At 66.9% G+C, this 25,340-nt stretch carries 28 protein-coding genes; 14 read left to right on the plus strand and 14 right to left on the minus strand.

Going from position 1 to position 25,340, the window contains the following annotated elements:
• The first annotated feature begins 266 nt into the window (after positions 1-266).
• Positions 267-479: a hypothetical protein gene (locus ACWKSV_RS12650; RefSeq protein WP_076714163.1), complete on the plus strand. Its 213-nt coding sequence runs from the start codon at positions 267-269 to the stop codon at positions 477-479.
• 193 nt (positions 480-672) lie between these two features.
• Here ACWKSV_RS12650 and ACWKSV_RS12655 read toward each other — a convergent pair whose 3' ends face one another.
• The gene (locus tag ACWKSV_RS12655; protein ID WP_056436133.1) at positions 673-1,035 is read right to left on the minus strand and encodes a response regulator; all 363 of its coding nucleotides are present in this window, start codon (positions 1,033-1,035) and stop codon (positions 673-675) included.
• 64 nt (positions 1,036-1,099) lie between these two features.
• Here ACWKSV_RS12655 and ACWKSV_RS12660 point away from each other — a divergent pair, with 64 nt between their 5' ends.
• The 4 genes from ACWKSV_RS12660 (at position 1,100) to ACWKSV_RS12675 (ending at position 3,841) form a co-directional block, all read left to right on the plus strand.
• Positions 1,100-1,342, plus strand: coding sequence for a DUF3572 family protein (locus ACWKSV_RS12660; protein WP_156884148.1), 243 nt, complete (start codon positions 1,100-1,102; stop codon positions 1,340-1,342).
• Complete coding sequence (locus tag ACWKSV_RS12665) at positions 1,339-1,977, plus strand: hypothetical protein (RefSeq protein ID WP_076714167.1); 639 nt, start codon at positions 1,339-1,341, stop codon at positions 1,975-1,977. The genes ACWKSV_RS12660 and ACWKSV_RS12665 overlap by 4 nt, the downstream gene beginning before the upstream one ends.
• 33 nt (positions 1,978-2,010) lie before the next feature.
• On the plus strand, positions 2,011-2,475 hold the full coding sequence (locus ACWKSV_RS12670) for a RidA family protein (protein WP_056436142.1): 465 nt from the start codon (positions 2,011-2,013) through the stop codon (positions 2,473-2,475).
• 235 nt (positions 2,476-2,710) lie between these two features.
• Positions 2,711-3,841, plus strand: coding sequence for a GNAT family N-acetyltransferase (locus ACWKSV_RS12675; RefSeq protein WP_076714169.1), 1,131 nt, complete (start codon positions 2,711-2,713; stop codon positions 3,839-3,841).
• A 6-nt stretch (positions 3,842-3,847) separates the two neighbouring features.
• Here the strand turns inward: ACWKSV_RS12675 and ACWKSV_RS12680 are convergent, their stop codons facing one another.
• The 3 genes from ACWKSV_RS12680 to ACWKSV_RS12690 are packed head-to-tail and all read right to left on the minus strand — an operon-like array spanning position 3,848 to position 8,346.
• Complete coding sequence (locus ACWKSV_RS12680) at positions 3,848-5,509, minus strand: hypothetical protein (protein WP_076714171.1); 1,662 nt, start codon at positions 5,507-5,509, stop codon at positions 3,848-3,850.
• A 10-nt stretch (positions 5,510-5,519) separates the two neighbouring features.
• Complete coding sequence (locus ACWKSV_RS12685; protein ID WP_076714173.1) at positions 5,520-7,091, minus strand: hypothetical protein; 1,572 nt, start codon at positions 7,089-7,091, stop codon at positions 5,520-5,522.
• Between the two features lie 34 nt (positions 7,092-7,125).
• Positions 7,126-8,346 (minus strand): argininosuccinate synthase, encoded by a 1,221-nt coding sequence (locus ACWKSV_RS12690; protein WP_076714175.1) that lies wholly within the window; start codon positions 8,344-8,346, stop codon positions 7,126-7,128.
• 148 nt (positions 8,347-8,494) lie between these two features.
• Here ACWKSV_RS12690 and ACWKSV_RS12695 point away from each other — a divergent pair, with 148 nt between their 5' ends.
• Entirely contained in the window at positions 8,495-8,860 is a 366-nt protein-coding gene (locus ACWKSV_RS12695; protein WP_076714177.1) for an EF-hand domain-containing protein, read from the plus strand.
• 272 nt (positions 8,861-9,132) lie between these two features.
• Here the strand turns inward: ACWKSV_RS12695 and ACWKSV_RS12700 are convergent, their stop codons facing one another.
• Genes ACWKSV_RS12700 through ACWKSV_RS12710 form a run of 3 tightly spaced genes read right to left on the minus strand, consistent with a single transcriptional unit; the run spans position 9,133 to position 11,079 of the window.
• Positions 9,133-10,497 carry an ammonium transporter gene (locus ACWKSV_RS12700; protein WP_056436160.1) on the minus strand — a complete coding sequence of 455 codons (1,365 nt, stop codon included), beginning with the start codon at positions 10,495-10,497 and terminating at the stop codon, positions 9,133-9,135.
• Positions 10,498-10,514: 17 nt separating this feature from the next.
• Positions 10,515-10,853, minus strand: coding sequence for a P-II family nitrogen regulator (locus tag ACWKSV_RS12705; protein WP_042488306.1), 339 nt, complete (start codon positions 10,851-10,853; stop codon positions 10,515-10,517).
• A 52-nt stretch (positions 10,854-10,905) separates the two neighbouring features.
• Positions 10,906-11,079, minus strand: coding sequence for a hypothetical protein (locus ACWKSV_RS12710; RefSeq protein ID WP_156361200.1), 174 nt, complete (start codon positions 11,077-11,079; stop codon positions 10,906-10,908).
• On the opposite strand from ACWKSV_RS12710, the gene ACWKSV_RS12715 reads away from it, so the two are divergent.
• A complete protein-coding gene (locus ACWKSV_RS12715; protein ID WP_076714179.1) occupies positions 11,078-11,854 on the plus strand; it encodes a formate/nitrite transporter family protein in 777 nt (258 codons plus the stop codon). The two genes, ACWKSV_RS12710 and ACWKSV_RS12715, sit on opposite strands and share 2 nt — an antisense overlap.
• 24 nt (positions 11,855-11,878) lie before the next feature.
• On the opposite strand, the gene tldD is transcribed toward ACWKSV_RS12715, so the two are convergent.
• Entirely contained in the window at positions 11,879-13,309 is a 1,431-nt protein-coding gene (gene tldD / locus ACWKSV_RS12720; protein WP_443026372.1) for a metalloprotease TldD, read from the minus strand.
• A 182-nt stretch (positions 13,310-13,491) separates the two neighbouring features.
• Entirely contained in the window at positions 13,492-13,725 is a 234-nt protein-coding gene (locus tag ACWKSV_RS12725; RefSeq protein WP_056436167.1) for a zinc-finger domain-containing protein, read from the minus strand.
• A 98-nt stretch (positions 13,726-13,823) separates the two neighbouring features.
• On the opposite strand from ACWKSV_RS12725, the gene ACWKSV_RS12730 reads away from it, so the two are divergent.
• The gene (locus ACWKSV_RS12730; RefSeq protein WP_076714183.1) at positions 13,824-14,756 is read left to right on the plus strand and encodes an ABC transporter ATP-binding protein; all 933 of its coding nucleotides are present in this window, start codon (positions 13,824-13,826) and stop codon (positions 14,754-14,756) included.
• 143 nt (positions 14,757-14,899) lie between these two features.
• Here the strand turns inward: ACWKSV_RS12730 and msrA are convergent, their stop codons facing one another.
• From msrA to pabB, 3 genes are all read right to left on the minus strand, one after another.
• Positions 14,900-15,541, minus strand: coding sequence for a peptide-methionine (S)-S-oxide reductase MsrA (msrA, locus tag ACWKSV_RS12735; RefSeq protein WP_237243583.1), 642 nt, complete (start codon positions 15,539-15,541; stop codon positions 14,900-14,902).
• 579 nt (positions 15,542-16,120) lie between these two features.
• Complete coding sequence (locus ACWKSV_RS12740; RefSeq protein WP_076714187.1) at positions 16,121-17,320, minus strand: pyridoxal phosphate-dependent aminotransferase; 1,200 nt, start codon at positions 17,318-17,320, stop codon at positions 16,121-16,123.
• A gap of 54 nt (positions 17,321-17,374) precedes the next feature.
• Positions 17,375-19,138 (minus strand): aminodeoxychorismate synthase component I, encoded by a 1,764-nt coding sequence (gene pabB, locus ACWKSV_RS12745; protein WP_237243474.1) that lies wholly within the window; start codon positions 19,136-19,138, stop codon positions 17,375-17,377.
• 67 nt (positions 19,139-19,205) lie between these two features.
• Between pabB and ACWKSV_RS12750 the strand changes: the two genes are divergently transcribed.
• Complete coding sequence (locus ACWKSV_RS12750) at positions 19,206-19,880, plus strand: MBL fold metallo-hydrolase (RefSeq protein ID WP_076714190.1); 675 nt, start codon at positions 19,206-19,208, stop codon at positions 19,878-19,880.
• 102 nt (positions 19,881-19,982) lie between these two features.
• Here the strand turns inward: ACWKSV_RS12750 and ACWKSV_RS12755 are convergent, their stop codons facing one another.
• On the minus strand, positions 19,983-21,623 hold the full coding sequence (locus tag ACWKSV_RS12755; protein WP_076714192.1) for a M28 family metallopeptidase: 1,641 nt from the start codon (positions 21,621-21,623) through the stop codon (positions 19,983-19,985).
• A complete protein-coding gene (locus tag ACWKSV_RS12760; protein ID WP_076714194.1) occupies positions 21,623-22,057 on the minus strand; it encodes an MAPEG family protein in 435 nt (144 codons plus the stop codon). The genes ACWKSV_RS12755 and ACWKSV_RS12760 overlap by 1 nt, the downstream gene beginning before the upstream one ends.
• 204 nt (positions 22,058-22,261) lie before the next feature.
• Between ACWKSV_RS12760 and rpmF the strand changes: the two genes are divergently transcribed.
• From rpmF to ACWKSV_RS12785, 5 genes are all read left to right on the plus strand, one after another.
• The gene (gene rpmF, locus ACWKSV_RS12765; protein ID WP_042488281.1) at positions 22,262-22,441 is read left to right on the plus strand and encodes a 50S ribosomal protein L32; all 180 of its coding nucleotides are present in this window, start codon (positions 22,262-22,264) and stop codon (positions 22,439-22,441) included.
• 39 nt (positions 22,442-22,480) lie between these two features.
• On the plus strand, positions 22,481-23,509 hold the full coding sequence (gene plsX / locus ACWKSV_RS12770; RefSeq protein WP_058745455.1) for a phosphate acyltransferase PlsX: 1,029 nt from the start codon (positions 22,481-22,483) through the stop codon (positions 23,507-23,509).
• Positions 23,506-24,474, plus strand: coding sequence for a beta-ketoacyl-ACP synthase III (locus tag ACWKSV_RS12775; RefSeq protein ID WP_076714196.1), 969 nt, complete (start codon positions 23,506-23,508; stop codon positions 24,472-24,474). The genes plsX and ACWKSV_RS12775 overlap by 4 nt, the downstream gene beginning before the upstream one ends.
• Before the next feature lie 91 nt (positions 24,475-24,565).
• Entirely contained in the window at positions 24,566-24,865 is a 300-nt protein-coding gene (locus tag ACWKSV_RS12780; protein WP_042488275.1) for an integration host factor subunit alpha, read from the plus strand.
• On the plus strand, positions 24,849-25,214 hold the full coding sequence (locus tag ACWKSV_RS12785) for a MerR family transcriptional regulator (protein WP_056436182.1): 366 nt from the start codon (positions 24,849-24,851) through the stop codon (positions 25,212-25,214). The genes ACWKSV_RS12780 and ACWKSV_RS12785 overlap by 17 nt, the downstream gene beginning before the upstream one ends.
• Positions 25,215-25,340: the final 126 nt, after the last annotated feature.

The following is a 25,340-nucleotide window of genomic DNA, read 5'->3' on the forward strand; positions in this document are numbered from 1 at the left end:
CGGTTGTTTTCGGCAGTAGGAGGCTTCGAAATGGGAGCGGTTTCATTGCTTCTTCATCCGGCGGTGCGAGCGGCCCGCATCGTACTTAGCGTCGGGCTTGCGGCTTATTTCATCTGGTTAATCTGGTCTGATGGACATGCTGGCTACGGGACGTGGGCTGCCACGCTATGCCTGATGATCTGGAACATTGCAGCCGGACGAGCGAAGACCGCGAACCTGCGTTAACGCCCAGTTGCGGACATCGTAGAACGCGATACGATCCGGTAATGAACGAAGCGAACGTGGCTGGCATACTCCTGGCATTGATCTCAGCCGTTGTGCTCGGGATCGGGTTCGCAACAGGAGCGATGCCGATCAACTACAAGGCCCTTGATACGAGCCGAGACAAGTCTCCCGCCATATTCTGGGGGTTCTCAGCCTTTTGGGCGATCCTTAGCTTGTTGGGGATCGCAATTGCCCTTCAGCATTTTGGCGAATGACCGCTTTCCACCCAAAGTAGGCATTTTGCTCGCCCCGACGCCGTTCAGCCTGAGCGAAGTCGAAGGCCACGGGATAGCGTTCGTGACAAAGGTTCGGGGCGTGCACTTCGACTTCGCTCAGTGCGAACGGAGGTCGGGAGGCGCGGCGAACGGACGGTGGGGAGCGTGGCGGGCGGCGTGGTATACGCCCCCCTCACAACAACGCGTTCACCGCCTCCATGAAGCGCATCAGGCTGATCGGCTTGGACACGTATGAATCCGCCCCCGCCGCGCGGATGCGGTCCTCGTCGTCGCGGCCCGCATAGGCGGTGACCGCCATCACCGGGATGCGGCGCAGCTCTTCGTCGGCCTTCAGCTCCAGAATCAGCTCGTATCCGGTCACATGCGGCATCTGGATGTCCATGATGATGAGGTCGGGCTCCACCTCCCGCGCGCGCGCCACCGCCTCGCGCCCGTCGCGCACCGGCTCGGCGATGAAGCCGTGGACGCGCAGCAGGTCGCAGAAGAGTTTCAGATTGAGTTCGTTGTCCTCGACAACGAGCACCTTTCTTGTCACGCGGTCTCCACCATTACGACGGACACGATAGGCAATGCCCGGACCGGATACAATCGAAGCCAATATGGCCCTGGCGCTGCAGGCGCTCATATGGACGCTGCAAAGCCCGTCGCGCGCCGAACGGCTGCTGGCGCTGACCGGCCTGTCCGTCGAGGAACTGCGCGGCGGGGCGGGCGAGCCCGGCGTGCTGGCCGCCATCCTGTCCTTCCTGGAGGGGCATGAGGCCGATCTGATCGAATGCGCCGACGCGCTGGATGTGCGCCCCGAATCGCTGGTCGCCGCCCGCCGGGTGCTGGAGGCCGCATGAAGCCGCTGCTGATCTGCGACTGCGACGAGGTGCTCGTCCACATGGTCCGCCACTTCCGCGACTGGCTGGACGAAGCGCATGACATGGACTTCGCACTCGACCGGCATGATTTCTTCGGGTCGCTGACCCGGCGCAGCGGCGGCCCCGCCCCGACGCAGGCAGAGGCCTGGGACCTGCTGCACGGCTTCTTCCCCGGCCAGATGGACCGCCAGACGCTGGTGCCGCACGCCGCCGAGGCGCTGGCGGCGCTGGCGACCCGCGCCGATATCGTCATCCTGACCAACCTGATCGAGGAATGCCGCAGCCCCCGCATCGAACAGCTGGCACGCTTCGGCATCCATCACCGGGTTCAATGCAATACGGGACCCAAGGGCGCGCCGGTCGCAAAGCTGGTCGCCGAGCACGGCAACCCCGTCACCGTCTTCGTCGACGACCTCGCCCAGCATCATGCCTCGGTCGCCGAGCATGCGCCGCAGGTCCACCGGCTGCACATGGTGTCCGAGCCCGAAATGGCCCCGCACATCGCCCCCGCACCCGACGCCCATGCCCGGATCGACGACTGGCGCGAGGCGGAAGCGTGGATCGCCGCGCGTTTCGATGAAGCCCGGCCTGCCCCGAATCGACCGGGCGCTTGACCTGAACGGGGCGAGCGCGCCATGTCTCGCCCCATGACCACGCATATCGATCGCGCGCTCGAGCAGCTCGGCCTCACCTTGCCGGAGGCTGCCGCCCCCGTCGCCGCCTATGTCCCCGTCGTCGAGGCGGGCGGGCTTCTCCACATTTCCGGCCAGCTGCCCTTCATCGACGGCCAGCTCGTCACCGGACGGCTGGGCGACGGCGTCTCGCTGGAAGACGGGCAGAAGGCGGCGCAGGCGTGCGGCCTGATGCTGGTCGCGCAGATCAAAAAGTATCTGGGCGGCGACCTGTCGCGCGTGAAGCGGATCGTGAAGCTGGGCGTGTTCGTGAACTCGGCCGGTGACTTCACCGACCAGCCCAAGGTCGCCAATGGCGCATCGGAGCTGATGGTGTCGCTGTTCGGTGATGCGGGCCGCCATGCGCGATCCGCGGTCGGCGTGCCGGTGCTGCCGCTGGGCGCGGCGGTCGAGGTGGATGCGATCGTCGAATTGGGGTGATTTTCTGGGGTGGGTCGAGAGTGCGTAGCGCGCGGCCCTGCCCTCCCCCATCCCCTCCCGCTTGCGGGAGGGGCGTGCTTCGCTGCAATGACATGCTTCTATCGCAAAGGCGGGAAGACGCCCGCCCGGTAACGCTCCCCTCCCGCAAGCGGGAGGGGATGGGGGAGGGAAGGTTTCCACAAGCGAACCGCCCGCCCCTTGTCCCACCCCGCCCCACACCGCATATCCCACCGCGATGACCACTGCCGTCGCGCGTATCCTGTCCGGCGTCGCCGCCCTGTCCCCCGACCAGTGGGACGCCTGCGCAGGCACGGCCAATCCGTTCGTCTCCCACGCCTTCCTGACCGCGCTGGAAACGTCGCACAGCGTCGGCGGCCGCTCCGGCTGGACGCCTGCCCCCATCGTCATCGACGGCCCGGACGGACAGCCCGCCGCGATCGCCCCCGCCTATCTCAAGGCGCATAGCCAGGGCGAATATGTCTTCGACCATGGCTGGGCCGATGCCTGGGAGCATGCCGGGGGGCGTTACTACCCCAAGCTTCAGATTGCCGCGCCCTTCTCGCCGGTTCCCGGCCCCCGGCTGCTGCTGCGCGACCCCACGCTCGCGCCCGCGCTGATCGCCGCGATCGAGGCGGTGACCGACCAGAACGAGCTGTCCTCCGCGCACGTCACCTTCGTCGCGCCCGATCAGCTGCCATATTTCGAGGCGGCGGGCTGGCTGATCCGCGAGGGCGTGCAATTCCACTGGCGCAATGACGGCTATCGCAGCTTCGACGATTTCCTGGACGCGCTCACCAGCCGCAAGCGCAAGGCGATCCGCAAGGAACGCGCCGCCGCCGTCGAGGGGCTGACCATCCGCCACCTGACGGGCGACCAGATCCGCCCCGAGCATTGGGATGCCTTCTGGGTCTTCTATCAAGACACGGGCAGCCGCAAATGGGGCCAACCCTATCTGACCCGCGCCGCTTTCGACCGGATCGGCGAGCAATTGGGCGACAAGGTGTTGCTGATCCTTGCCGAGCGCGACGGGGTGCCGATTGCGGGGGCGCTCAACCTGATCGGCGAGGACACGCTCTATGGCCGCTATTGGGGCGCGGTCGAGGAGGTGCCCTTCCTCCATTTCGAGCTGTGCTATTACCAGGCGATCGACGCCGCCATCGCGCGCGGGCTGGCGACGGTGGAGGCGGGAGCGCAGGGCGAGCACAAGCTGGCGCGGGGTTATGTCCCGGTGCCGACCTGGTCGGCGCACTATATCCCGCACCCCGCCTTCCGCCGTGCCGTCGCCGAGTTTGTGGAACGCGAGCGTCAGGCGATCGAGGCGGAAAGCGAGTATCTGGGTGAATTGACCCCGTTCCGACGGGGATAGTCCGGTTTAATCGTCCTTGTCGGGAGTCGCCTTGCGCCGCGCGGGCACCCGCTTGTCCTCATCGGGCGAGGGACGGCTGAGCAGTTCATAGGCCGCCGGGTCGATGATCGGGCGGCGATCGTCGATCCGGTAGAGGACGCTGTCGCCCTCGCGCCAGATCGGCGTCAGCCCGCGCGTCAGCGCCTCGTCGTAACGCGGCGCATGGACCAGCCAGACATAGTCGAACGCGTCGCGCGGCATCAGCTTCAGCGCGGTTTCGACCGGGCGCCACCATTGCCCGCGACAGCGCCGCTGGGTCACGATCTCCGACGGGTCATGTGCGAACCGCTTGGCGGGGGCGTAGCGTACCGTCAGCAGCTGACCACCGGCCATCGACCATTGGTCGTTGGCATAGGCCAGCTTGCGCTCCAGCGCGAGGCCCGCGACATGCTCCAACCGGCTGGAGGGCCAGACATCGGCACAATATTGACGGCCGACAAAGGTCAGCAACCGCGCACGCGGCGGCACATGGTCCAGCGCGCTCAGCACCCGGTCGTAATCGTTGCTGTACATGACATAGCTGACCGTGGTCGCACCGATCCGCACGACGAAGAACAACAGCCCCACGATCGCCAGCGTCGAGGCGCCGCGCAGCGACAGCCCGCGCCGGGGGCGCAGCGCGATCAGTGCGATGGCCAGCACATAGGGGGCGAGACGCATATCGGCATAGGCCGAGCCGAAGACGACGCGTGGCAGCAGCAGATAGACGACGAACAGGAAGGCCGCCGACAGCACCAGGTTGCGCGAATATTCGACCCGCTCGTCGCGCACGCCCTTGAGCAGGACGAGGAACAGCACCGTGACCGAGGCGAGGTCGAACGCCATCCAGCGATCGCGCAGCACCATCGTGACCCAGTTGATCTTCCAGCGCCAGTTGAACCAGTCGCCGGTCTTGCCGGTCACATCCGCGCCCGAACGCCACAGCACCATCAGCACCATGGGCAGCGCCAGCGGGATACAGCCCAGCCCGGCATGGAAGGCCGACTCGGCCCAGCCCCGCACCCCGCGCGCACCCTTCGCCCGGCGAATGTCGTGCTGGCGGATCAGCTCGGCGGAAAAGGCCAGCACGCCCAGCACGCCCCAGCCGAAGGTATGCGCCACCCAGAGCAGGCAGGAGAGCGGCACGAAGATGAGCGCGCGCAACCGTACCGCGCCCAGCCGCCCCATGCGCAGCCACAGGCCGAACAGGTTCAGCGCCAGCGCCATCGCCAGCGCGAAGTTCACGAAGCCGAACTGGAAGGGATAGCTATAGGCCAGCGGCAGCGCGAACAGCGCGGTGGCGGGAATGCGCCCCTGCACCTCGCGCGCGATCCAGAGGAGGCCGGTGACGGTCAGGACCGGAATGGCGATGACGATCAGCTTGACCGCCAGCTCCAGCCCGAAGATCGGTGCGAGCGGCTCGATCAGCAGGTCGATGCCCAGATTGCCGATCATCTGCCATTCGAAGCGGTACCAATGCGCCAGCCAGGGCTGGTTGGCATATTCCAGCTGGACGCGATACCGCCCCATATGCCCCGGCAGGTCGACCAGCGGCGGCACGGTGGGCCAGAGCAGCGGCACGGCGGCGAGCAGCGCCATCGCCGCCACGAACCACCGCGTCTGCCACCAGTTGAGCTTTCCCCCATTCATCTGCTGGTGCCTAGCGGACCGAAGGGGCGTCCGACAAGCATCGGCCGCGACGAACGCGATAGACGGCGGAATTGCCCTGCGCCCAGACCGGCGTCAGATCGGGCGATCGGGTCCGCCCCTTGGGAAAACCGATCGTCCAGACCGCATCAAAGGCGCATCGGTCGAAATCGCGGATCGCATCCTCGAAGTCGGTCGGTCCCCCTTCGCCGCCCGGCGGGAAGATCAGCGAGGACGGGTCACGGTCGAACCGCCCGGCACCGGCCAAGCGGGGCTGGATCAGATGCTGGCCCGGCACCGTCCACTGGCCGTTGGTGAACACGCCCGCGCGAACGACGGCAAGCCCGCCGATATGGGTCAGCCGGGGTGCTCCCCAACGTGACTCCGCGTCGACATTGGCCAGGACCAGCACCGTGCCGCCCGGCGGCAGCGCGGCAATGGCTCGCCACTCGCGATCATGCCCTTGCGCCAGTTGCGCGAAGGCGATGGTCGTGCCCGCCAGCCGCGCCACGAAAAAGACGATCGCGGCGACCGCCAGTCCACGCTCCGACCGCGCCGGGCGCCCATATACCGACAACAAGGCCAGCATCACCGCCGGGGGCAGCATCCGCATGTCGAGATAGGCCCCGCCCCGGAACAGATAGGGCAGGATTAGGAAGACGATGAACCCGATCGCGGCGGGCACGCCCAGCACCGGGCGGACCGACAGGCGACGCGACCGGATCACGACATAGGCGAAGAACAACAGCCCCGTCACCGCCGCCAGATCCCACGCCATCCAGCGTTCCTGGAACAGGGTCATGACCCAGCGCAGCTTGTAGGACAGGAACCAGCGCCCGGTCTCTCCCGCAACCTGATCCCCGCCCGACCGGATCATCCACAGGGCGGGCAACGCCATCGGGGTCACCGTCACGCCCGCGCGCAGCACCGCCTTTGGCCAGCGCCGCCCCTGCTCGACCAGCCGCCCGGCCTCCATGCCGAAGACATAGGCCACCAGCAGCGCCCAGCCGAGCGCATGGACCAGCCACAGCAGCGGCGCGAGCAGCGCGAACAGGATGATCCGCCACGCCGCGCCCCTGGTCCGCGCCAGCCGCAGCCAGAGCGCCATGGCCAGGAACACAAACCCTTGCGCCAGGCAGAAATTGACGAAGCCCATCTGGAAGGCGGGGCCGTAAGCCAGCGGAAAGGCCAGGATCGCATTGGCGGGCATCCGCCCATGGGCTTCTCGCGCCAGGGCGATCAGCCCTGCCACGGTCAGCGGCGGAATGGCCATGACGACAAGTCTGGCGGCGGGCTCTACCCCCATTCCGAAGACATCGTGCAGCGCGAGTACGATCCCCTCGACGCCCAGATTGCCGACCGCCGCCCAGTGCACCGCATAATAGCGCGCCAGCGGCGCCTGCCCCGCCTCGGCCAGGATGCGATAGCTGGCCATATGGTCGCCCATGTCGCCCAGCGGCGGCACCGCGGGCCAGAGCAGCGGGATCGCCGAGGCCAGCATGCACAGCAACAAGAAGGGGCGGGACTGCCACCACAGCCCCGCCCCCTTTTCGGTCATCCCGTCCTGTCGGCCGTCATCGACCATATCGGCCCTGCCCCTTCAGAACGGTGAGATCGGATCAGATCTGGTCGCGACGCCCCAGCAGGCGCAGGCGCAGCGCGTTCAGCTTGATGAAGCCCGCCGCGTCGCGCTGGTCGTAGGCGCCCTGATCGTCCTCGAAGGTAACGACCTTTTCCGAATAGAGCGAATAGGGCGACTTGCGGCCCGTGACGATCGCCTGTCCCTTGTACAGCTTCAGGCGGACGGTGCCGGTGACCTTCTCCTGGCTGTAGTTGACGGCGGCCTGAAGCATCTCGCGCTCCGGCGAGAACCAGAAGCCGTTATAGACCAGCTCGGCATAGCGCGGCGCCAGTTCGTCCTTCAGATGCGCGGCGCCCCGGTCGAGCGTGATCTGCTCGATCCCGCGATGCGCCAGCGCATAGATGGTGCCGCCCGGCGTCTCGTACATGCCGCGGCTCTTCATGCCGACGAAGCGGTTCTCGACCAGGTCGAGGCGGCCGATGCCGTGCTTGCGGCCCAGCTCGTTGAGCTTGGTCAGCAGGGTCGCGGGCGAGCACGCCTCGCCGTTCAGCGCGACGCCGTCGCCCCGCTCGAAATCGATGGTGATCGTCTCGGGCACGTCGGGCGCGTCTTCCGGATTGACCGTGCGCGAATAGACGTAATCGGGGACCTCATCCCACGGATCCTCCAGCACCTTGCCCTCGGACGAGGTGTGCAGCAGGTTCGCGTCGGTCGAGAAGGGCGCTTCGCCGCGCTTGTCCTTCGACACCGGGATCTGGTGCGCCTCGGCGAATTCGATCAGCTTGGTGCGGCTGGTCAGGTCCCATTCGCGCCATGGTGCGATGACCTTGATGTCGGGGTTCAGCGCATAATAGCCCAGTTCGAAGCGGACCTGGTCGTTGCCCTTGCCGGTCGCGCCGTGGCTGACCGCATCGGCGCCCACCATCTTGGCGATCTCGATCTGGCGCTTGGCGATCAGCGGGCGCGCGATCGAGGTGCCGAGCAGGTACAGCCCCTCGTACAGCGCATTGGCGCGCATCATCGGGAACACGTAATCCTTGACGAACTCCTCGCGCAGATCGTCGATGAAGATATGTTCGGGCTTCACGCCCGCCATCTCGGCCTTTTTGCGCGCGGGCTCCAGCTCTTCGCCCTGGCCCAGATCGGCGGTGAAGGTCACGACCTCGCAGCCATAATGCTGCTGCAGCCACTTGAGGATGACGCTGGTGTCGAGGCCGCCCGAATAGGCGAGGACGACGCGCTTGATATCTTCGCTCACGGCAAAGTCCTTCGAGGATAGGGGATGGATTTGCCTCGCGCCCTATGCGCTCGACGCCCCTCACGCAACCTTCGGCTGCTCTGTTCATTGCGCGGACAGCCAAAGGCCGTCAGGAGCGGCTGCGAAGTTCCGTATGGGAGTCCCGTGCATGACCCGTTTTCTCGTCGCCGGTCTGATCGCCGCCACGTTGGCCACCCCTGCCCTGGCGCAGGATACGCGGGCCTCGGCCGCCGCCAAATTCTCGCGCGAGTTCAAAGCGCGCGACACCAATCACGACGGCGTGCTGACCAAGGCCGAGGTGGAGGCCGCGATCATGAAGATGGGCAACGGCAAGAAGGCAATCGACGCGGTCCATGCCCAGCGCCTGACCGATCTGTGGTTCGACAAGGCCGATGCCAACAAGGACGGCAAGGTGACCGAGGCCGAAGCCCAGGCGCTGCTGTCGCGCACCTTCGACGAATATGAGGCGGCCAAGGCGGCACAGGCGCAGCAAGCGGGGCCGAAGGGGCGGTAAAGGGGGCATCCCTTCCCGATCACCAACCTTCCCCAACCTCCGTTCCGCCTATCTCTAACCTCCGTTCGCACTGAGCGAAGTCGAAATGCACGGGATTCCGGTTGCCGATAGGGCATGGCGTGGCCTTCGACTTCGCTCAGGCTGAACGGAGGTGGGGAATGGCCCTTCCCTCCCACACACAAAAAAGGCCCGGTGCGTTGCCGCACCGGGCTTAGGTCGTCCGCAGGAGGAACGTCGTGGGGTGCGGGGGTTCTCTTCGCCCCCGCTCCCGATCAGTTATAGGCGCGCTCGCCGTGCTCGCCGAGGTCGAGGCCTTCCTGCTCGACTTCCTTCGAGACGCGCAGGCCGGTGATCGCCTTGGCGACATACATGGCGATGACGGTGCCGATGGTGGCCCAGACGATGGTCGTGGCGACCGCGCCCAGCTGGACCAGCAGCTTGGAACCGATGGCGTAGTCCGCTGCACCCGGGCCGCCCAGCGACGGGGCATAGACCACCGCCGTGCCGATCGCGCCGATCATGCCGCCGATGCCGTGGACACCGAAGGCGTCGAGCGCATCGTCATAGCCGAGCTTGGGCTTCAGGACCGACACCGCATAGAAGCAGACCACGCTGGCGATGGCGCCCAGCACGATCGCGCCGAACGGACCCGAATTGCCTGCCGCCGGAGTAACGGCGACCAGCCCCGCGACGATGCCCGAGCAGAAGCCCAGCGCCGAACCCTTATGTCCCGCCAGACGCTCGGCGAGCATCCAGAACAGGCCGCCCGACGCCGTCGCGACGAAGGTGTTGATCATCGCCAGACCCGCCGAGCCATTGGCTTCCAGCGCCGAGCCGGCGTTGAACCCGAACCAGCCCACCCAGAGCAGGCCGGTACCCACGCCGGTCAGCGTCAGCGAGTGCGGCGGCATCGGCGTGGTCGGATAACCCATGCGCTTGCCCAAGATCAGCGAGGCGACCAGCGCCGAGACACCGGCGTTGATGTGCACCACGGTGCCGCCCGCGAAATCGAGCGCGCCCGCCTTGAAGAACAGGCCCGACGAGGCCCACACCATGTGCGCGACCGGGAAATAGACGATGGTCAGCCACACCGCGGTGAAGGCCATGACCGCGGAGAACTTCATCCGCTCGACCACCGATCCCAGCACCAGCGCGGCGGTGATCGCAGCGAAGGTCATCTGGAAGCAGACGAAGACATATTCGGGGATTTCGACGCCCGCGGTGAACGTCGCCGACTGGCTGGCCGGGGTCACGCCCGCCAGGAACGCCTTGCCCAGCCCGGAGATGAAGTTGGACGCGCCCCCCGACACGTCCGGCCCGAAGGCCAGGCTATAGCCGTACATCACCCAGATCAGCATCGCGAGGCACGCGGCCGCGCCGATCTGGGTCATGGTGGACAGCATGTTCTTGGCGCGGGTGAGGCCGCCATAGAACAGCGCCAGGCCCGGCAGGATCATCATCATGACCAGCACGGTCGAGGTGAGCATCCAGGCGGTGTCGCCTTTGTTCACCGTCGCGGCGGTGGCGGCGGCGGGCGGCGCCTGGAGCGCGGCGTCCTGTGCCCAGGCGGGCAGCGCGGCGAACAGCGTCAGGCCGAGGCCCGCGGTGCCGGTCGCCATCTTGGTGATGTGCTTCATCGAAATCTCCCCCTTGCTCAGAGCGCCGATTCGTCGGTTTCGCCGGTGCGGATGCGCACGGCTTGGCCGACATCGAGCATGAAGATCTTGCCGTCCCCGATCGCGCCGGTGTTCGCGGCGGCCTGGATCGATTCGACGACGCGGTCGGCGATCTCGGACGCGCAAACGACCTCGATCTTGATCTTGGGCACCATGTTGGTGCTGTATTCGGCCCCGCGATAGATTTCGGTCTGGCCCTTCTGCCGCCCGAAACCCTTCACCTCGGTCACCGTCATGCCCGCCACGCCCAAAGTGGTCAGCGCCTCGCGCACCTCGTCGAGCTTGAACGGCTTGATGATAGCGATGATCAGCTTCACCTGCGCCCCCTTTGCATTACCCGAGAGACGACATCGCAAGGGGTGTGCCAGTTTACATTTCCGTTACTTTTCCGGGCGAATGCGAATGGGACGCCTGTTTATCAGCCGCCGTCATGCACCAAAAATTCAGCATATCGCCGCCGCTGCCCAAATTTTGAGCAGGAAGTGGATCGAAGCCGTTCGCCGCCTGTTGGCTTTTGAGGCAGAGGCGAAAGGGAGCCGTCATGACCGATACGACTGGCGAGCCGCTGGCCCGGACTATCGCCGATACGATGGCGGAGCGGGGCACGGCGGGAATGGGGGCGGTGCTGTGGCTGGGTGTTGCGGCGGGCATGCAGATCGGCCTTGGCGGCATCGCCTATCTGATCGCCAGCGCCGGGATGCCGTCGGGCACGGGTGCCACGCATCTTCTGGCAGGCCTGGCCTTTTCCAGCGGGTTGATGCTGGTGATGGTTACGGGCACGCATCTGTTCACCGGCCATGCGATGCTGTCGCTGTCGATCGTTCAGCGGCGGGTAACGGGGATGGGGCTCGCCAAGGCATGGGGGTTGGTCTGGTTCGCCAATCTGGTCGGCAGCCTGATCATAGTCGGCCTGTTCCTCGCTTCAGGCGGAGTCGAGGCGGTCGACGGCACGGTCGCCGCCGTCGCCCGCGAAACGGCCATGGCGAAGATCGCCAAGTCGAGCGGCACGCTGATCGCGTCGGGCATCCTTGCCAATATGCTGGTGTGCCTCGCCGTCTGGATGGCCAGCGGCGCGGAGACGGTCGCGGGCAAGATCGTTGCGGTGATCGCGTCGGTTACGCTGTTCGTCGCTGCCGGGTTCGAGCATTCGATCGCCAACATGACGCTGCTGCCGCTCGGCTGGGCGCTTGATCCGACAGGGGTGCCGATCGGGGGTATCGTGCACAATCTGGCGCTGTCGACGCTGGGCAACCTGATCGGCGGCGGCGCGATCGCATTGTTGCTGGGCGCGGGACATGGGGTTTTGAAGCGCGATTGATCCTCCCCGCCCCGGGGAGGATTTTCAGGCCGCGAGCGCCGTCCCGCCGACCGTCAGCCCCTCGACCAGCAGCGTCGGCTGACCCACGCCAGCCGGTACGCTCTGTCCGCCCTTGCCGCAGATGCCGACACCTTCGTCCAGCGCGAAGTCGTTGCCGATGCCCTTCACCCGGGTCAGCACGCTCGGCCCGTCGCCGATCAGCGTCGCGCCCTTGATCGGTGCGCCTAAGCGGCCGTTCTCGATCCGATACGCCTCGGTGCAGGAGAAGACGAACTTGCCCGACACGATATCGACCTGACCGCCGCCGAAGGACTTGGCGAAGATGCCGTTCTTGACGCGCGACAGCAGCTCGGCGGGATCGTCCTGCCCGCCCTTCATGAAGGTGTTGGTCATGCGCGGCATCGGCGCGTGCGCGAAGCTCTCGCGGCGGCCATTGCCGGTCGGCGCGACGCCCATCAGCCGCGCGTTCAAACGGTCCTGCATATAGCCCTTGAGGATACCGTCCTCGATCAGCACGACCTCGCGCGTCGGCGTGCCCTCGTCATCGATCGACAGCGAACCGCGCCGGTCGGCCAGGCTGCCGTCATCGACCACGGTGACGCCGGGGGCCGCGACCCGCTCGCCGATGCGGCCCGAAAATGCCGAGGTGCCCTTGCGATTGAAGTCGCCCTCCAGCCCATGGCCGATCGCCTCGTGCAGCAGCACGCCCGGCCAGCCCGGCCCGAGCAGCACGGTCATCTCACCCGCCGGTGCGGCGACCGAGTCGAGATTGACCAGCGCCTGGGCGAGTGCGGCATCAATGCCGCGCTCCCAGGTCTCGCGCGCGACCAGCCGGTCGTACAAATAACGCCCGCCGATGCCGAAGCTGCCCGTCTCGCGCCGCCCATTCTGCTCGACCACGACCGAGATGTTTAGCCGTACCAGCGGCCGCACATCGGTGGCGACGAAGCCGTCGGCGCGGACGATCTCGACCACGCTCCAGCTGCCCGACAGGCCGACCGACACCTGCACCACGCGGGGATCGCGCGCCCGGGCGGCGGCGTCGATCGTCTGGCAGAGCGACACCTTCTCGGCAAAGGGGATCAGGTCGAGCGGATCGGTCGCGGTATAGAGGTGCCGGTTCGTCCCCTGCGGCGGGGGCGCGGCGGCGCCCTTGGCGGGGTCGATCAGCGCCATGGTCTGCGCGGCGCGCTGGATCGCGGCCTCGGACAGCTCGTTGGCATGGGCGAAGGCGGTCATCTCGCCCGACACCGCGCGCAGGCCGAAGCCAGAGTGCGTATCGTAGCTGGCCGTCTTCAGCCGCCCGTCGTCGAAGCCGAACGCCTCCGAGCGCTTATATTGCAGATAGAGTTCGCCATCGTCCGCGCGGGACAGGGCGTTGGCGGTGAGGCGCAGCGCCGCGTCGGGGTCCAGCGTGTCGCGGTAGAGGAACGAGCGGGGATCGGTGGCGGTCATCAAGGGGATATAGGATGCCTAGCCGAGGTTTGAAATCTCCGCTGAGGGAAATCCCACTCTTCTCTTAAGCCCCTCCCGCAAGCGGGAGGGGTTTGGGGAGGGCATGAGGTCTCACCGAGCCTATAGCCCGTGGCTTGCCCTCCCCCATCCCCTCCCGCTTGCGGGAGGGGCGTGAGTCTCAGTTAGCGCCCCGCGCCGTCGCCGTGATCGGGAAGCTGCGCCTGGTCCACGCCGTCCGCCGGGCCACCGATCAGCACGAAACGGCGATCACAATAGCCGCAATCGACATAGCCGGTCTCGTCGATCTGGAGCCACACGCGCGGATGGCCGAGCGCAGCGCCGCCCGGAATGTCGGTGGCACCGTCGCAAGCGACGCGGGTCTGGGTGACGCGGGTGGTTTCGGGCGGCGGCAACATAGCCTTGCGCGATAGCAAGGCGTTGCCTCGCGTGCAATTGCCCAAAGAGGGGCAAAACCGGCTTGGCCTGTCCCGCGCACGGGCCTATCGCTACCCCCATGACCGCCAGCACAGACGCCGCCATTTCGATCCAGGGCATCGCCAAGACCTATCAGGGCGGCAAGCGCGCGCTCGACGGGGTCAGCTTCGACGTGCCGCGCGGCCAGATTTTCGGGCTGCTGGGCCCCAATGGCGCGGGCAAGTCGACGCTGATCAACATCTTGGCCGGGCTGGTGATGAAGACCGAAGGGTCGGCGTCGATCTGGGGCTTTGACATCGACCAGCATCCGCGCAACGCCAAGGCGTCGATCGGCATCGTCAATCAGGAGATCCTGTTCGACCCCTTCTTCACGCCGCTGGAGACGCTGGAGATCCAGGGCGGGCTGTACGGCGTGCCCAAGGCGCAGCGGCGGTCGATGGAATTGCTGCGCGCGGTCCATCTGGAGGACAAGGCGAACGCCTATTCGCGCACCCTTTCGGGCGGCATGAAGCGCCGGTTGATGGTCGCCAAGGCAATGGTCCACTCGCCGCCCGTGCTCGTCCTCGACGAACCGACGGCGGGCGTCGATATTGAACTTCGCCAGCAGCTCTGGGCCTATGTCCGGCAGTTGAACGACCGGGGCGTGACGGTGGTGTTGACCACGCATTACCTCGAAGAAGCCGAGGAACTGTGCGACCGGATCGCGATCATCAACCATGGCCGCCTGGTCGCCAACGAGCCGACCCGCGAACTGGTCGGCAAGGCGCAGGAGAAGGTCGTTGCGGTGACGGTCGACCGCGACGTCGCGGCGGTGCCCGACCATGCCAGCTTCGGCAAGATCGTGCTGAAGGGCTCGCGCACGCTGGAAATCACCTATGCCAAGGACAAGGTGAATGCCGGTCAGGTGCTCGCGGCGGTGCAGGCGGACGGGTATGGGATCGTCGACGTCTCGACCAAGGAAGCCGATCTGGAAGACGTGTTCCTGTCGCTCACGCGGAGTGTGAGCGTATGACAGTCAAATCCTCCCCGATACGGGGAGGTGGCAGGCCGTAGGCCTGACGGAGGGGGGCTTCCACAAAGGACACCACTTGGGGCGATCCCCCTCCACCATGCTGCGCATGGTCCCCCTCCCCGTGCCGGGGAGGATTGGGTAACTCACCCCGCCCGCGCCAGATCCGGGAAGCCCGCACGGAAGCCCGCGACCTTGGGCTTGTCCCAGCGCACGATATAGGGGTGCATCGGGTTGCGGTCGTAGAAATCCTGATGCTCGGCCTCGGCCGGGAAGAAGCCGCCCTGCTCGATCCGGGTCGTGATCGGCCGGGGGAAGGCATGGGTACGGGCCAGCTGCGCCATATAGTCGCGCGCGACCCTGGCCTGTTCGGGCGACTGCGCGAAGATGGCCGAGCGATAGCTGGGACCGCGATCGGGGCCCTGCCCGCCGACCTGGGTCGGGTCGTGCGCGATCGCGAAATAGACGCGCAGCAGCGTGGCGTAGGAGACCTGCGCCGGGTCGTAGGTGATACGGATCGCCTCGGCATGGCCGGTCCGCTCGGTCGAGACGGCGGCGTAGTTCGCATCCTCGCGACGCCCTCCGGCATAGCCTGCCGTCACCGAACGCACGCCCTTCACCCGCTGGAACACCGCTTCCATGCCCCAGAAGCAGCCGCCCGCCAGGACGGCCACCTGCGGGCGTGGCGACGCGGGCACATCGACCGTCGCTTTCGGCAGCGGCACGGCGCGCTCGGCGCTGGCGGGAAGGGAGGACAGGACGACCGCTCCGAATGCGGTCGCGGCCATGGCGATGCAGAGGGTGTTGCGCATCGCCGGGATATGGGGTGTTTTCGGGGTTCGGCTAGTGGTTGAGCGTCGGGCGTGGGCTTCGACTTCGCTCAGCCTGAACGGCCGTTTTAAAGGAGTATTCCAAACCTCCGTTCCGCCTGAGCGAAGTCGAAGGCCAAGGGAATCACCCCGCCGAACTGCCCCTTAACGAACCGCCTCGACCGGCGCCGAACCGTAACGGCTGGGTGCTTCCGCCGGATGAAGGACCACGAGGCCGAGAGCGCCAAGCGCAAATCCGCCGGCGAACTGCCACACGAAGCTGGACTTGAGGAGGGCACGCATCGTTCACTTCACCTGTCTTAGCGGGTCGCTCCCCGGTCGGGCGAGCGATCATCCGGGCGCCATCTGGTCGATAGTCGCCGTTCCGACAATGGCGTTTATAGAAACACAGCATTAACGGCACGTGGACGTGTCGTTCATGCCACAGTTAAGCCATATTGCTGCGGCGCACCTTCATGTACAAAAAAGCCAGCCGATCCGGGATCTTGCCCGGACCGGCTGGCTTTCGCGCCGCAGCGGCGGCAAATTATTTCACGCTTATTTCAGCGCGGCGCAGGCCGTCTGGATGCGGGTGCACGCCTCGCGGAGCAGCGCGTCCGACGTCGCATAGCTGATTCGCATCGCGGGCGAGAGGCCGAACGCCGCGCCCTGCACCGCCGCCACCTTCGCATCGTCGAGCAGATAGCCGACAAACGCCTCGTCGCTGTCGATCAGCCGGCCCGAGGGCGTCGACTTGCCGATCAGCGGTGCGAAGGACGGATAGACATAGAAGGCGCCTTCTGGCGTCGGGCAGGTCATGCCGTCGATTGCGTTCAGCATCGACACCACCATGTCGCGCCGCGCCTGGAAGGCCAGGTTGCGTTCGGCGAGGAAGCTCTGGTCGCCGGTCAGGGCGGCGGTCGCCGCCGCCTGCGCCACCGAACAGGGGTTGGAGGTCGACTGCGACTGGAGCTTGGCGATCGCCTTGATCAGCCAGGGCGCACCGCCCGCATAGCCGATGCGCCAGCCGGTCATCGCATAGGCCTTGGAACAGCCGTTCACCGTCAGCGTGCGCTCGTACAGCTCGGGGCAGACCTGCGCGATGGTGGCGAAGCGGAAGCCGTCATAGACGATATGCTCGTACATATCGTCGGCGAAGACCCAGACATGCGGGTACTTCAGGATGACCTCGCCCAGCGCCTTCAGTTCGTCGGCGGTATAGCCCGCGCCCGTCGGGTTGGACGGCGAGTTGAGGATGACCCACTTGGTCTTGGGCGTGATCGCGGCATCCAGCGCTTCCGGGGTCAGCTTGTAGCCCTGTTCCGGCCCCGCCTTCACGATCACCGGTACGCCGCCTGCAAACTGCACGACGTCCGGATAGCTGACCCAATAGGGCGCCGGGATCACGACCTCGTCGCCAGCATCGATCGTCGCGACCATCGCGTTGAACAGGGTATGCTTGCCGCCGACATTCACGCTGATCTGATCGGCCTTGTAGGTCAGGCCGTTGTCGCGCGCGAACTTGGCCGCGATCGCCGCCTTCAGCTCGGGCGTGCCGTCGACATTGGTGTATTTGGTCTTGCCGTCGCGGATCGCCTGGATCGCGGCCTCTTTGACGAAGTCGGGCGTGTCGAAGTCCGGCTCGCCCGCGCCCAGGCCGATCACGTCGACACCGGCGCGCTTCAGCTCCATCACGCGGCTGGTGATGGCAAGCGTGGGGGACGGGCTGATACGGCCGAGCGCGGCGGAGGGCTGCATGAAACGGAACCTTTGCGTCAGGAGATTGCGGGCGCGCCTTAGCCCGCTATCGCCTCAATCCGCAACCATCTCCGCACGAAACAATCCGCGAAGCGCATTGCCAAGCAAGAATCCGTCTCGAAGATCGGCGCGCGTGAGCGTGCCCTCGATCGCGCGGCCCGTCTCGATCAGATGCGCGCGCAGCACGCCGGGCAGCAGCCCCAACGCCAGCGGCGGCGTCACCAGGACATCGCCACGCGGCACGAACAGCGAGGTATAGCTGCCCTCGGTCAGCAGGCCGTCGGGCGTCTCGAACACCACTTCCCCGGTCCCCGCCGCCGCCCGTGCCGCGTCATAGAAGCCGCGCGCGCTGGTCTTGTGCCGCAACCGCAGGTCGAGCGGCGAGACGGGCAGCGGCACGACCCGCACCGGCATCACGCCGTCGAAGCGAGCGGGCGCAGGTCCGACCTCGACCACCAGCGCGCCGCCACGCGCCAGCAGCAACCGGATGCGTCGTACATCGCGCAGGCGGAAGGTCGCCGCCTGCAACTCGTTGCGCGCATCATGCCGATCGAAGCGAAAGCCCAGCGCGGTGGCGCTCGCCTTCATCCGCGCGAGATGCGCTTCCAGATGCTGGATACCCTCGAGCGGATCGAAGGCCATGGTCTCGATCAGGTCGATATCCGGCCGCCCCCCGGCCAGGAACGCCGCCTTGGCCAGGCACTCGTCCCATTCGTCCGCCGCCACCGAGTCGGCGACCACGCCCGATCCGATGCCCAGCGTCGCATGGGTATCCCCCTCCCGCCAGACGAGGGTGCGGATCGCGACGTTGAACATCGCATCGCCATTGGCGTCCAGCCGCCCGATCGCGCCGGTATACAGGCCACGTGGCGAATCCTCGATCTCCGCGATCGCCTGCATCGCGCGAATCTTGGGCGCGCCGGTGATCGAGCCACAGGGGAAGAGCGCCGCCAGCACGTCCAGCGCATCACGCCCCTCGGCCAGGTCGGCGGTGACGGTCGACACCATCTGATGCACCGTCGGATAGGGTTCGACCGCGAACAGTTCGGGCACCGCGACGCTGCCCGCCCGCGCGACCCGCGACAGGTCGTTGCGCATCAGGTCGACGATCATCAGATTTTCGGCGCACTGCTTGGGATCGTCGCGCAGGGCCTTGGCGGCGCGCGCATCGGCCGCCGGGTCCTCCTCGCGCCGCGCGGTGCCCTTCATCGGCCGCGCGGTCAGCTTGCCCCCATCCAGCGCGAAGAAGAGCTCGGGCGACAGCGACAGGATCGTCGCCTCCCCGGTCGCCGCCACCGCGCCCCAGCCCGCGCGCGACCGGGCGCGCAGGCCCGCATAAAGCGCCAGCGGATCGCCGAGCACCGGGGCGGTCGCACGAAAGGTCTGGTTGACCTGATACAGGTCGCCCGCCTCGATCAGCGCCTGGACGGCGACGAACTGCTCGGCGTGGTGCGCGGCGTCCAGTTCGGGCACCATCTCGCCGATCCAGCCGCCTGCCGGATCGGGAAGCAACGACTCCGGCGCGACGGTCTCATAGCCCTCGAACAGGCCGAACCACAAAAGCGGGCCGTCGATCGCGCGGGGCGGCACGCCAGTCTCGAACGCCGCGCCTGCCTCATAGGCCAGATAGCCGGCCGCCTCGAGCCCGCGCTCCCGGGCCGTGCGCAGGGCGTCCAGCGCCGCCGGAACCTCGTCCGCCCGGTGTGCGGTGACGATGCCGACCGGCCGCGTATAGAGACGCGCCGCCGCTCCCCCGTCACGGGCGTCGTCGAGCAGGACGAAAGGAGGAAGGGGACGCACCATGGAATGACGATCCATGCACGTCGCCTGCCCCCCCATGCAAGTATCGATTGGCCCGGGCTGTCCCAGCCTTTATCGCCGGAGCATGACCAGTGCTCCCCAGAACCCACCGCTCCGGGCCGCGATCGTGCCCGTCACCCCGCTCCAGCAGAATTGTTCGATCCTGTGGTGCACCGCGACGATGAAGGCGGCGGTGGTCGATCCCGGCGGCGACCTGCCGCGTATCCATGACGCCATCGCCAAAACCGGGGTGACGGTCGAGAAGATCCTGCTGACCCACGGCCATATCGACCATGCGGGCGGGGCCAAGGCACTGGCCGATGCATTGTCGGTGCCCGTCGAGGGGCCGCAGGAAGAGGATCGCTTCTGGCTGGCGCGGCTGGACGAGGATGGCCAGGCTTACGGCATCCCCGCCCAGGTGCTGGAGCCGACCCGCTGGCTGTCCGAAGGCGACACGGTGACGATCGGCGAGCTGACCCTGGATGTGTACGAGACGCCGGGCCATACGCGCGGGCATGTCATCTTCCACCACGCCCCGTCGCATTTCGCGCTGGTCGGTGACGTGCTGTTCCAGGGCTCGGTCGGGCGCTCGGACCTGCCGGGCGGGGATCACGACACACTGATCCGCTCGATCGTCGAGAAGCTCTGGCCGCTGGGGAACGAGACCGCGTTCATTCCGGGCCATGGCCAGCCCAGCACCTTCGGCCATGAGCGGCAGAGCAATGCGTTCGTGGCGGACCGGGTGTTGGGATTGGGGTGAGCGTTTTGTGTGGGCTTCGACTTCGCTCAGCATGAACGGATGTAGGGGCTGGGTCCAAACCCCAAACCCCGTTCAGCCTGGGCGCAGTCGAAGGCCAAGGGACTACCGCCGTTCCGCAGCACTCTCCCCGCGAATCGCCTTGAACTCCGACCCCGCGCGCCACTCGGGCCAATCGCGGGACGAAGCCAGATCGCGCCCGATCCCGTACAGCAGCCCGACATCCGCCGCCGCCCCGCGCAGATCCCACTTCGCGTCCCACGCGTCGCAGGTCTGGTGGTAACAGCGCATATAGCCGTCCAGCCATGCCTGCCCCGCCGGACGTCCGCCCGCGACCAGATCGGGCGCACCGCTGATCGCCATCAGCAGCAGCGTCGGGACACCACGCCGCGCGACCGAGAAGTGATCGGCACGATAGAACAGTCCCCGCTCCGGCAGCGCCTCGGGCGTGACCGTACGCCCCTGCACGGCGGCAGCGGCCTTCAGTCGGTCCTCCAGGTCGTTCTGCCCGTCGCCGACCAGCATCACGTCCCTGGCCGGTCCCGCCGTCTGGAGGATGTCGAGCGTCAGGTTCGCGACGGTCTTGGCCAGCGGATAGACCGGCTTCACCGCATAGGTTTCCGACCCCAGCAGCCCACGCTCCTCGCCGGTCCACAGCGCGAAGACCAGGCTGCGATCGGTCGGCGGGGCCGCCTTGAACGCGCGCGCCAGTTCCAGCACGCCCGCGACGCCCAGCGCGTCGTCGTTCGCGCCGGGCCGGATCGTACGGCCCTGCGCATCCGCCTTGCCCGTGCCATAGGCATCCCAATGCGCGCCGAACATCACGACCTCATCGGGGCGCGTCTTGCCGGGCAGCCTGGCCAGCACATTGCGGCTTTCGGCGCGAACGGTGGTGACGGGCAGGTCGGCGGAGAAGGCCTGCCCCTTCAATTTCACCGGCCGGAAATCGGCACGCCGGGCGCGCGCACGTTGCTGTGCCAGGTCCAGCCCGGCGGCGGCGAACAGCCGGCTCGCCGACTCGCCCGACAGCCAGCCCTGCAACAGGATGCGCGAGGTCGGGTCGCTGCGGACGATATCGTAATTCTCGCCCGCCGGGGCCGTCACCGTCGCCCAACCATAGCCCGCCCCGGCCGTATCATGGACGATCAGCGCGCCGATCGCCCCCTGCCGCGCGGCTTCCTCATATTTATAGGTCCATCGGCCATAATAGGTCATGCGCCGGTCGCCGAACCTGCCCTTGGCGTCGTCGCCCGCCACCGCCTCGAAATCGGGGTCGTTGACCAGGAAGACGGCGATCTTGCCCTTCAGGTCGACGCCCTTGAAGTCGTCCCAGCCGCGCTCGGGCGCATGGACGCCATAACCGACGAACACCATCGGCGCATCCTTGATCGCCACCCGGTCGACGGGCCGCACGGTCGAGACATAGACGCCCTGCCCCTGCACCAGCGGCATCGCACCCGCCCGCATCGTCCCCTGCCCGATCTGGGTACGGATCAGCGGCACGCTTTGTGTCCATTGCCCGTTCGGGCCGCCGGGTTGCAGGCCCATCGCCTTGAACTGCGCAACCAGCCAGTCGACCGTCTTCGTCTCACCCGGCGTGCCCGGCGCGCGGCCTTCGAACGCATCGGAGGCGAGTGTCTTCACATCGGCCGACAGGCGCTGCGGCGAAATGGGGTCGGGCGCCGCGGCGGTCAGCGATACCGTCAGCATCAGGGCGGCAAGGCCGATCAGGGGCAGGCGAGTCATCAGCGGTCGATCCTTACGACGGTCGTTGTCGGGGCAGGAACGGCCTGCGTCGCATAGACGATCCCGATTCCCCACCCCGCCAATAGCGCCAGGATGGCCCAAGTGCCGATCGCACCCCCGGCCCGCCCGATATTGGGCGCGGGTCGCATCATGCCCCAGCCATGGCCGATCCGTGCGAGGATGAACGCGCCGCCCGCGATCCACAGCCAGAAGGACGATCCGCCGCCCAACTCGATCAGGCCCATCAGGATCAGGACGAAGGGCGCATATTCGACGAAATTGGCCTGGGCCCGCATACCCGCCACGAGTCGCGAATCGCCGCCGTCGCCGATCATGACCTTGCCGCGGAATCGCCCCATGACGATTCGCAGGGCCAGCCATAAATTGACGATGGCGGCCGCCGCCGCGATGCTGAGCGTAACGGGCAGGACCATAAATGCCGTCTTTCCTGTAAATTGCCGGATGCTGGGGAGTGCCATTTGGCGCCCACGCTTGCAACATCGGCAAAACTCGCTATAGGCGCGGGGCTTCGCGATGCGTCCGGCTGGGTGCTCACGCGGCCGGGTCGTCGATCCGGGCGCGCAATGGGTGCTGATCGTGGCGTATTCCACCCATTGTTCGATTGATAAGGTGCCGCAATGGCCGTCCCCAAGAGAAAGACTTCGCCCTCCAAGCGCGGCATGCGCCGTGGCCACGACTCGCTGACGGTCGCGGCATTCCAGGAATGCCCGAACTGCGGCGAACTGAAGCGTCCGCACAATCTGTGCACCGCCTGCGGCCATTATAACGGCCGTGAGGTCGTGTCGGTCGAGGGCTGATCCCTCTACCTTCACCTGAACGACCGTTAGAGGATACCCATGGCCGATAACGCCTGGATCGCCGTCGATGCGATGGGCGGCGACGACGGGCTGGCCGTGATGCTCGCCGGTGTCGCCAGAGCGCGACGCCGCTTCGAGGGCATGCGGTTCTTCCTGGTCGGTGACGAGGCGCAGATTGCGGAGGGGCTGAAGTCCCATCCCAATCTGTCCGCCGCGTCCGAAATCGTTCACGCGCCCGAGATCGTCGGCTCGAATGAAAAGCCGAGCCAGGCGATCCGGCGTGCGCGGACGACATCGATGGGCATCGCCATCGATCTGGTGAAGCAGCGCCGCGCCGCCGCCGCCGTCTCGTCGGGCAATACCGGCGCGCTGATGGCGATGGCCAAGCTGTCGCTTCGCACCCTGCCCGGTATCGACCGGCCCGCACTCGCGGCGCCGCTTCCCACGCTGGGCGACAATGACGTCGTCATGCTCGACCTCGGCGCCAATACCGAGTGCGATGCGCGCAACCTCGTCCAGTTTGCCGTCATGGGCGCGGCCTATGCCCGCGTCCTGCTGGAACTCGACAATCCGCGCGTGGCGCTGCTCAACATCGGGTCCGAGGACCAGAAGGGCACCGACGAGATTCGCGACGCCGCCGCCGTGCTGCGTGGCCAGAATCATCTTCCGCTGAACTTCACCGGCTTTATCGAGGGCAACCAGCTGGCCCGTGGTGAGGTCGACGTGATCGTGTGCGACGGCTTTGCCGGGAATATCGCGCTCAAGACCGCCGAGGGTACCGCGCGTTTCGTCGGCGACCTGCTGAAGCGCGCCTTCCGCTCCTCGACCCGCTCGAAGATCGGCTTCCTGATCTCGCGCCCCGCGACGCAGCTGCTGCGCGACCATCTCGACCCCAACAACCATAATGGCGCGGTATTCCTGGGCCTGAACGGCGTGGTGGTGAAGAGCCATGGCAGCGCCAACGAACTGGGCGTCGCCACCGCGATCGGCAATGCGGCCAAGATGGTGCGCGCCGACCTGACCCGGCGTATTGCCGAGGATCTCCTGAATTTCGAGGACGCCGCATGATTCGTTCGATCGTCACGGGTACGGGGTCGGCACTTCCAACCCGGCGGGTGTCGAACGAAGAACTGGCGCAAGAGGTCGACACCTCCGACGAGTGGATCGTCGAGCGGACCGGTATCCGCTTCCGCCACATCGCGGGCCCCGAGGAGACGACCGCGACGCTGGCCGCCGATGCCGCCAAGGCCGCGATCGCCGCCGCCGGCCTGTCGGCGCAGGATATCGACCTGATCGTGCTGGCGACCGCCACCCCGGACCAGACCTTCCCGGCGACCGCCACCAAGGTTCAGGCGATGCTGGGTATCAACGACTGCGTCGCGTTCGACGTCGCTGCCGTCTGCTCGGGCTTTCTCTATGCCGTGCAGGTCGCCGATGCGATGCTGCGCTCTGGCGTGCAGCGCCGCGCGCTGGTGATCGGCGCGGAGACCTTCAGCCGCATCCTCGACTGGGAGGATCGCACCACCTGCGTCCTGTTCGGCGACGGCGCGGGCGCGATGGTGCTGGAAGCGCGCGAGAGCGACGATGAAGGCGGGCGCGGCATCCTGGCGACCAGGCTCCACGCCGATGGCCGCCACAACGGCCTGCTCTATGTCGATGGCGGCCCGTCGACCACCGGCACCGTCGGCAAGCTGCGGATGAAGGGGCGCGAGGTGTTCCGCCACGCCGTCGTCAATCTGGCGCAGGTGATGGAAGAATCACTGGGTCTGGCGGGCCTGACCTCGGCCGATGTCGATTGGGTGGTCCCGCACCAGGCCAATGCCCGCATCCTCGATGCGACCGCGCGCAAGCTGAACCTGCCCGCCGAAAAGGTCGTCGTTACTGTCGACCGTCATGCCAATACCTCGGCGGCCTCGGTTCCCCTCGCGCTCGACACGGCCGTGCGCGACGGCCGCATCCGCGAAAACGACATTCTGGTGCTGGAAGCGATGGGCGGCGGGTTCACCTGGGGAGCGGCGGTGATACGTTTCTGAACAATCGATTGACATTGACCGAGATAAATCCCTTTCGGTCCCATCGGGCGGTATGATACCGGATCGCCAGATACCATTGGGGGATGGCCACATGACCAACGCTGGAACTTTGACGCGCGCCGACCTGGCAGAATCGCTGCATCAGGAAGTCGGCTTGTCGCGATCCGACTCGGCCGATGTCGTCGAGCAGATCCTCGTCGAGATGTGCGAAGCACTGTCGCGGGGCGAGAATGTCAAGATTTCGGGGTTCGGAACCTTCGTGCTGCGTGACAAGGGGGAGCGGATCGGCCGCAACCCCAAGACCGGGGTGGAGGTGCCGATCGCACCGCGCCGCGTGCTGACCTTCCGCGCCAGCCAGATGATGCGCGATCGTATTGTCGCGGCGGGATAGGCCCGAACGGCCCGCGGATGGCGGCAAGGCCGATGGTGCACTACGCACCATCGGGGAGGTTTCGCGTGAGACCGGCGTGGCGCAGCATGTCCTGCGTTACTGGGAAGGCCGCTTTCCGCAGCTGAAGCCCGTCCAGCGCGCCGGCAATCGCCGCTATTACCGGCCCGAGGACATGGCGCTGATCCGGCGCATCGACCAGCTGCTCAACCAGCAGGGCTATACCGTGCGCGGCGTGCAGCAGCTTCTGGAAAGCGAATCGCGGGTAAAAGACGATCCGGCGGCGATCCTGCGCGCGATCCGGGATTCGCTGGTCGAGGGACTGGCCTGGGACGACCGGGCCGAGCGGTAAGCGTTGGGGCGTAGCCTTCGACTTCGGCGTGTAACGCCGAGGTTTATCCTGAACGGCTGGCTTGCCGGCGAGTCGAAGGGCTCAGGCTGAACGGAGATTGGGGCCGCGGTCCGCTCCAGGGCTGAG

It is taken from the genome of Sphingomonas sp. SphC10, assembly GCF_057004845.1.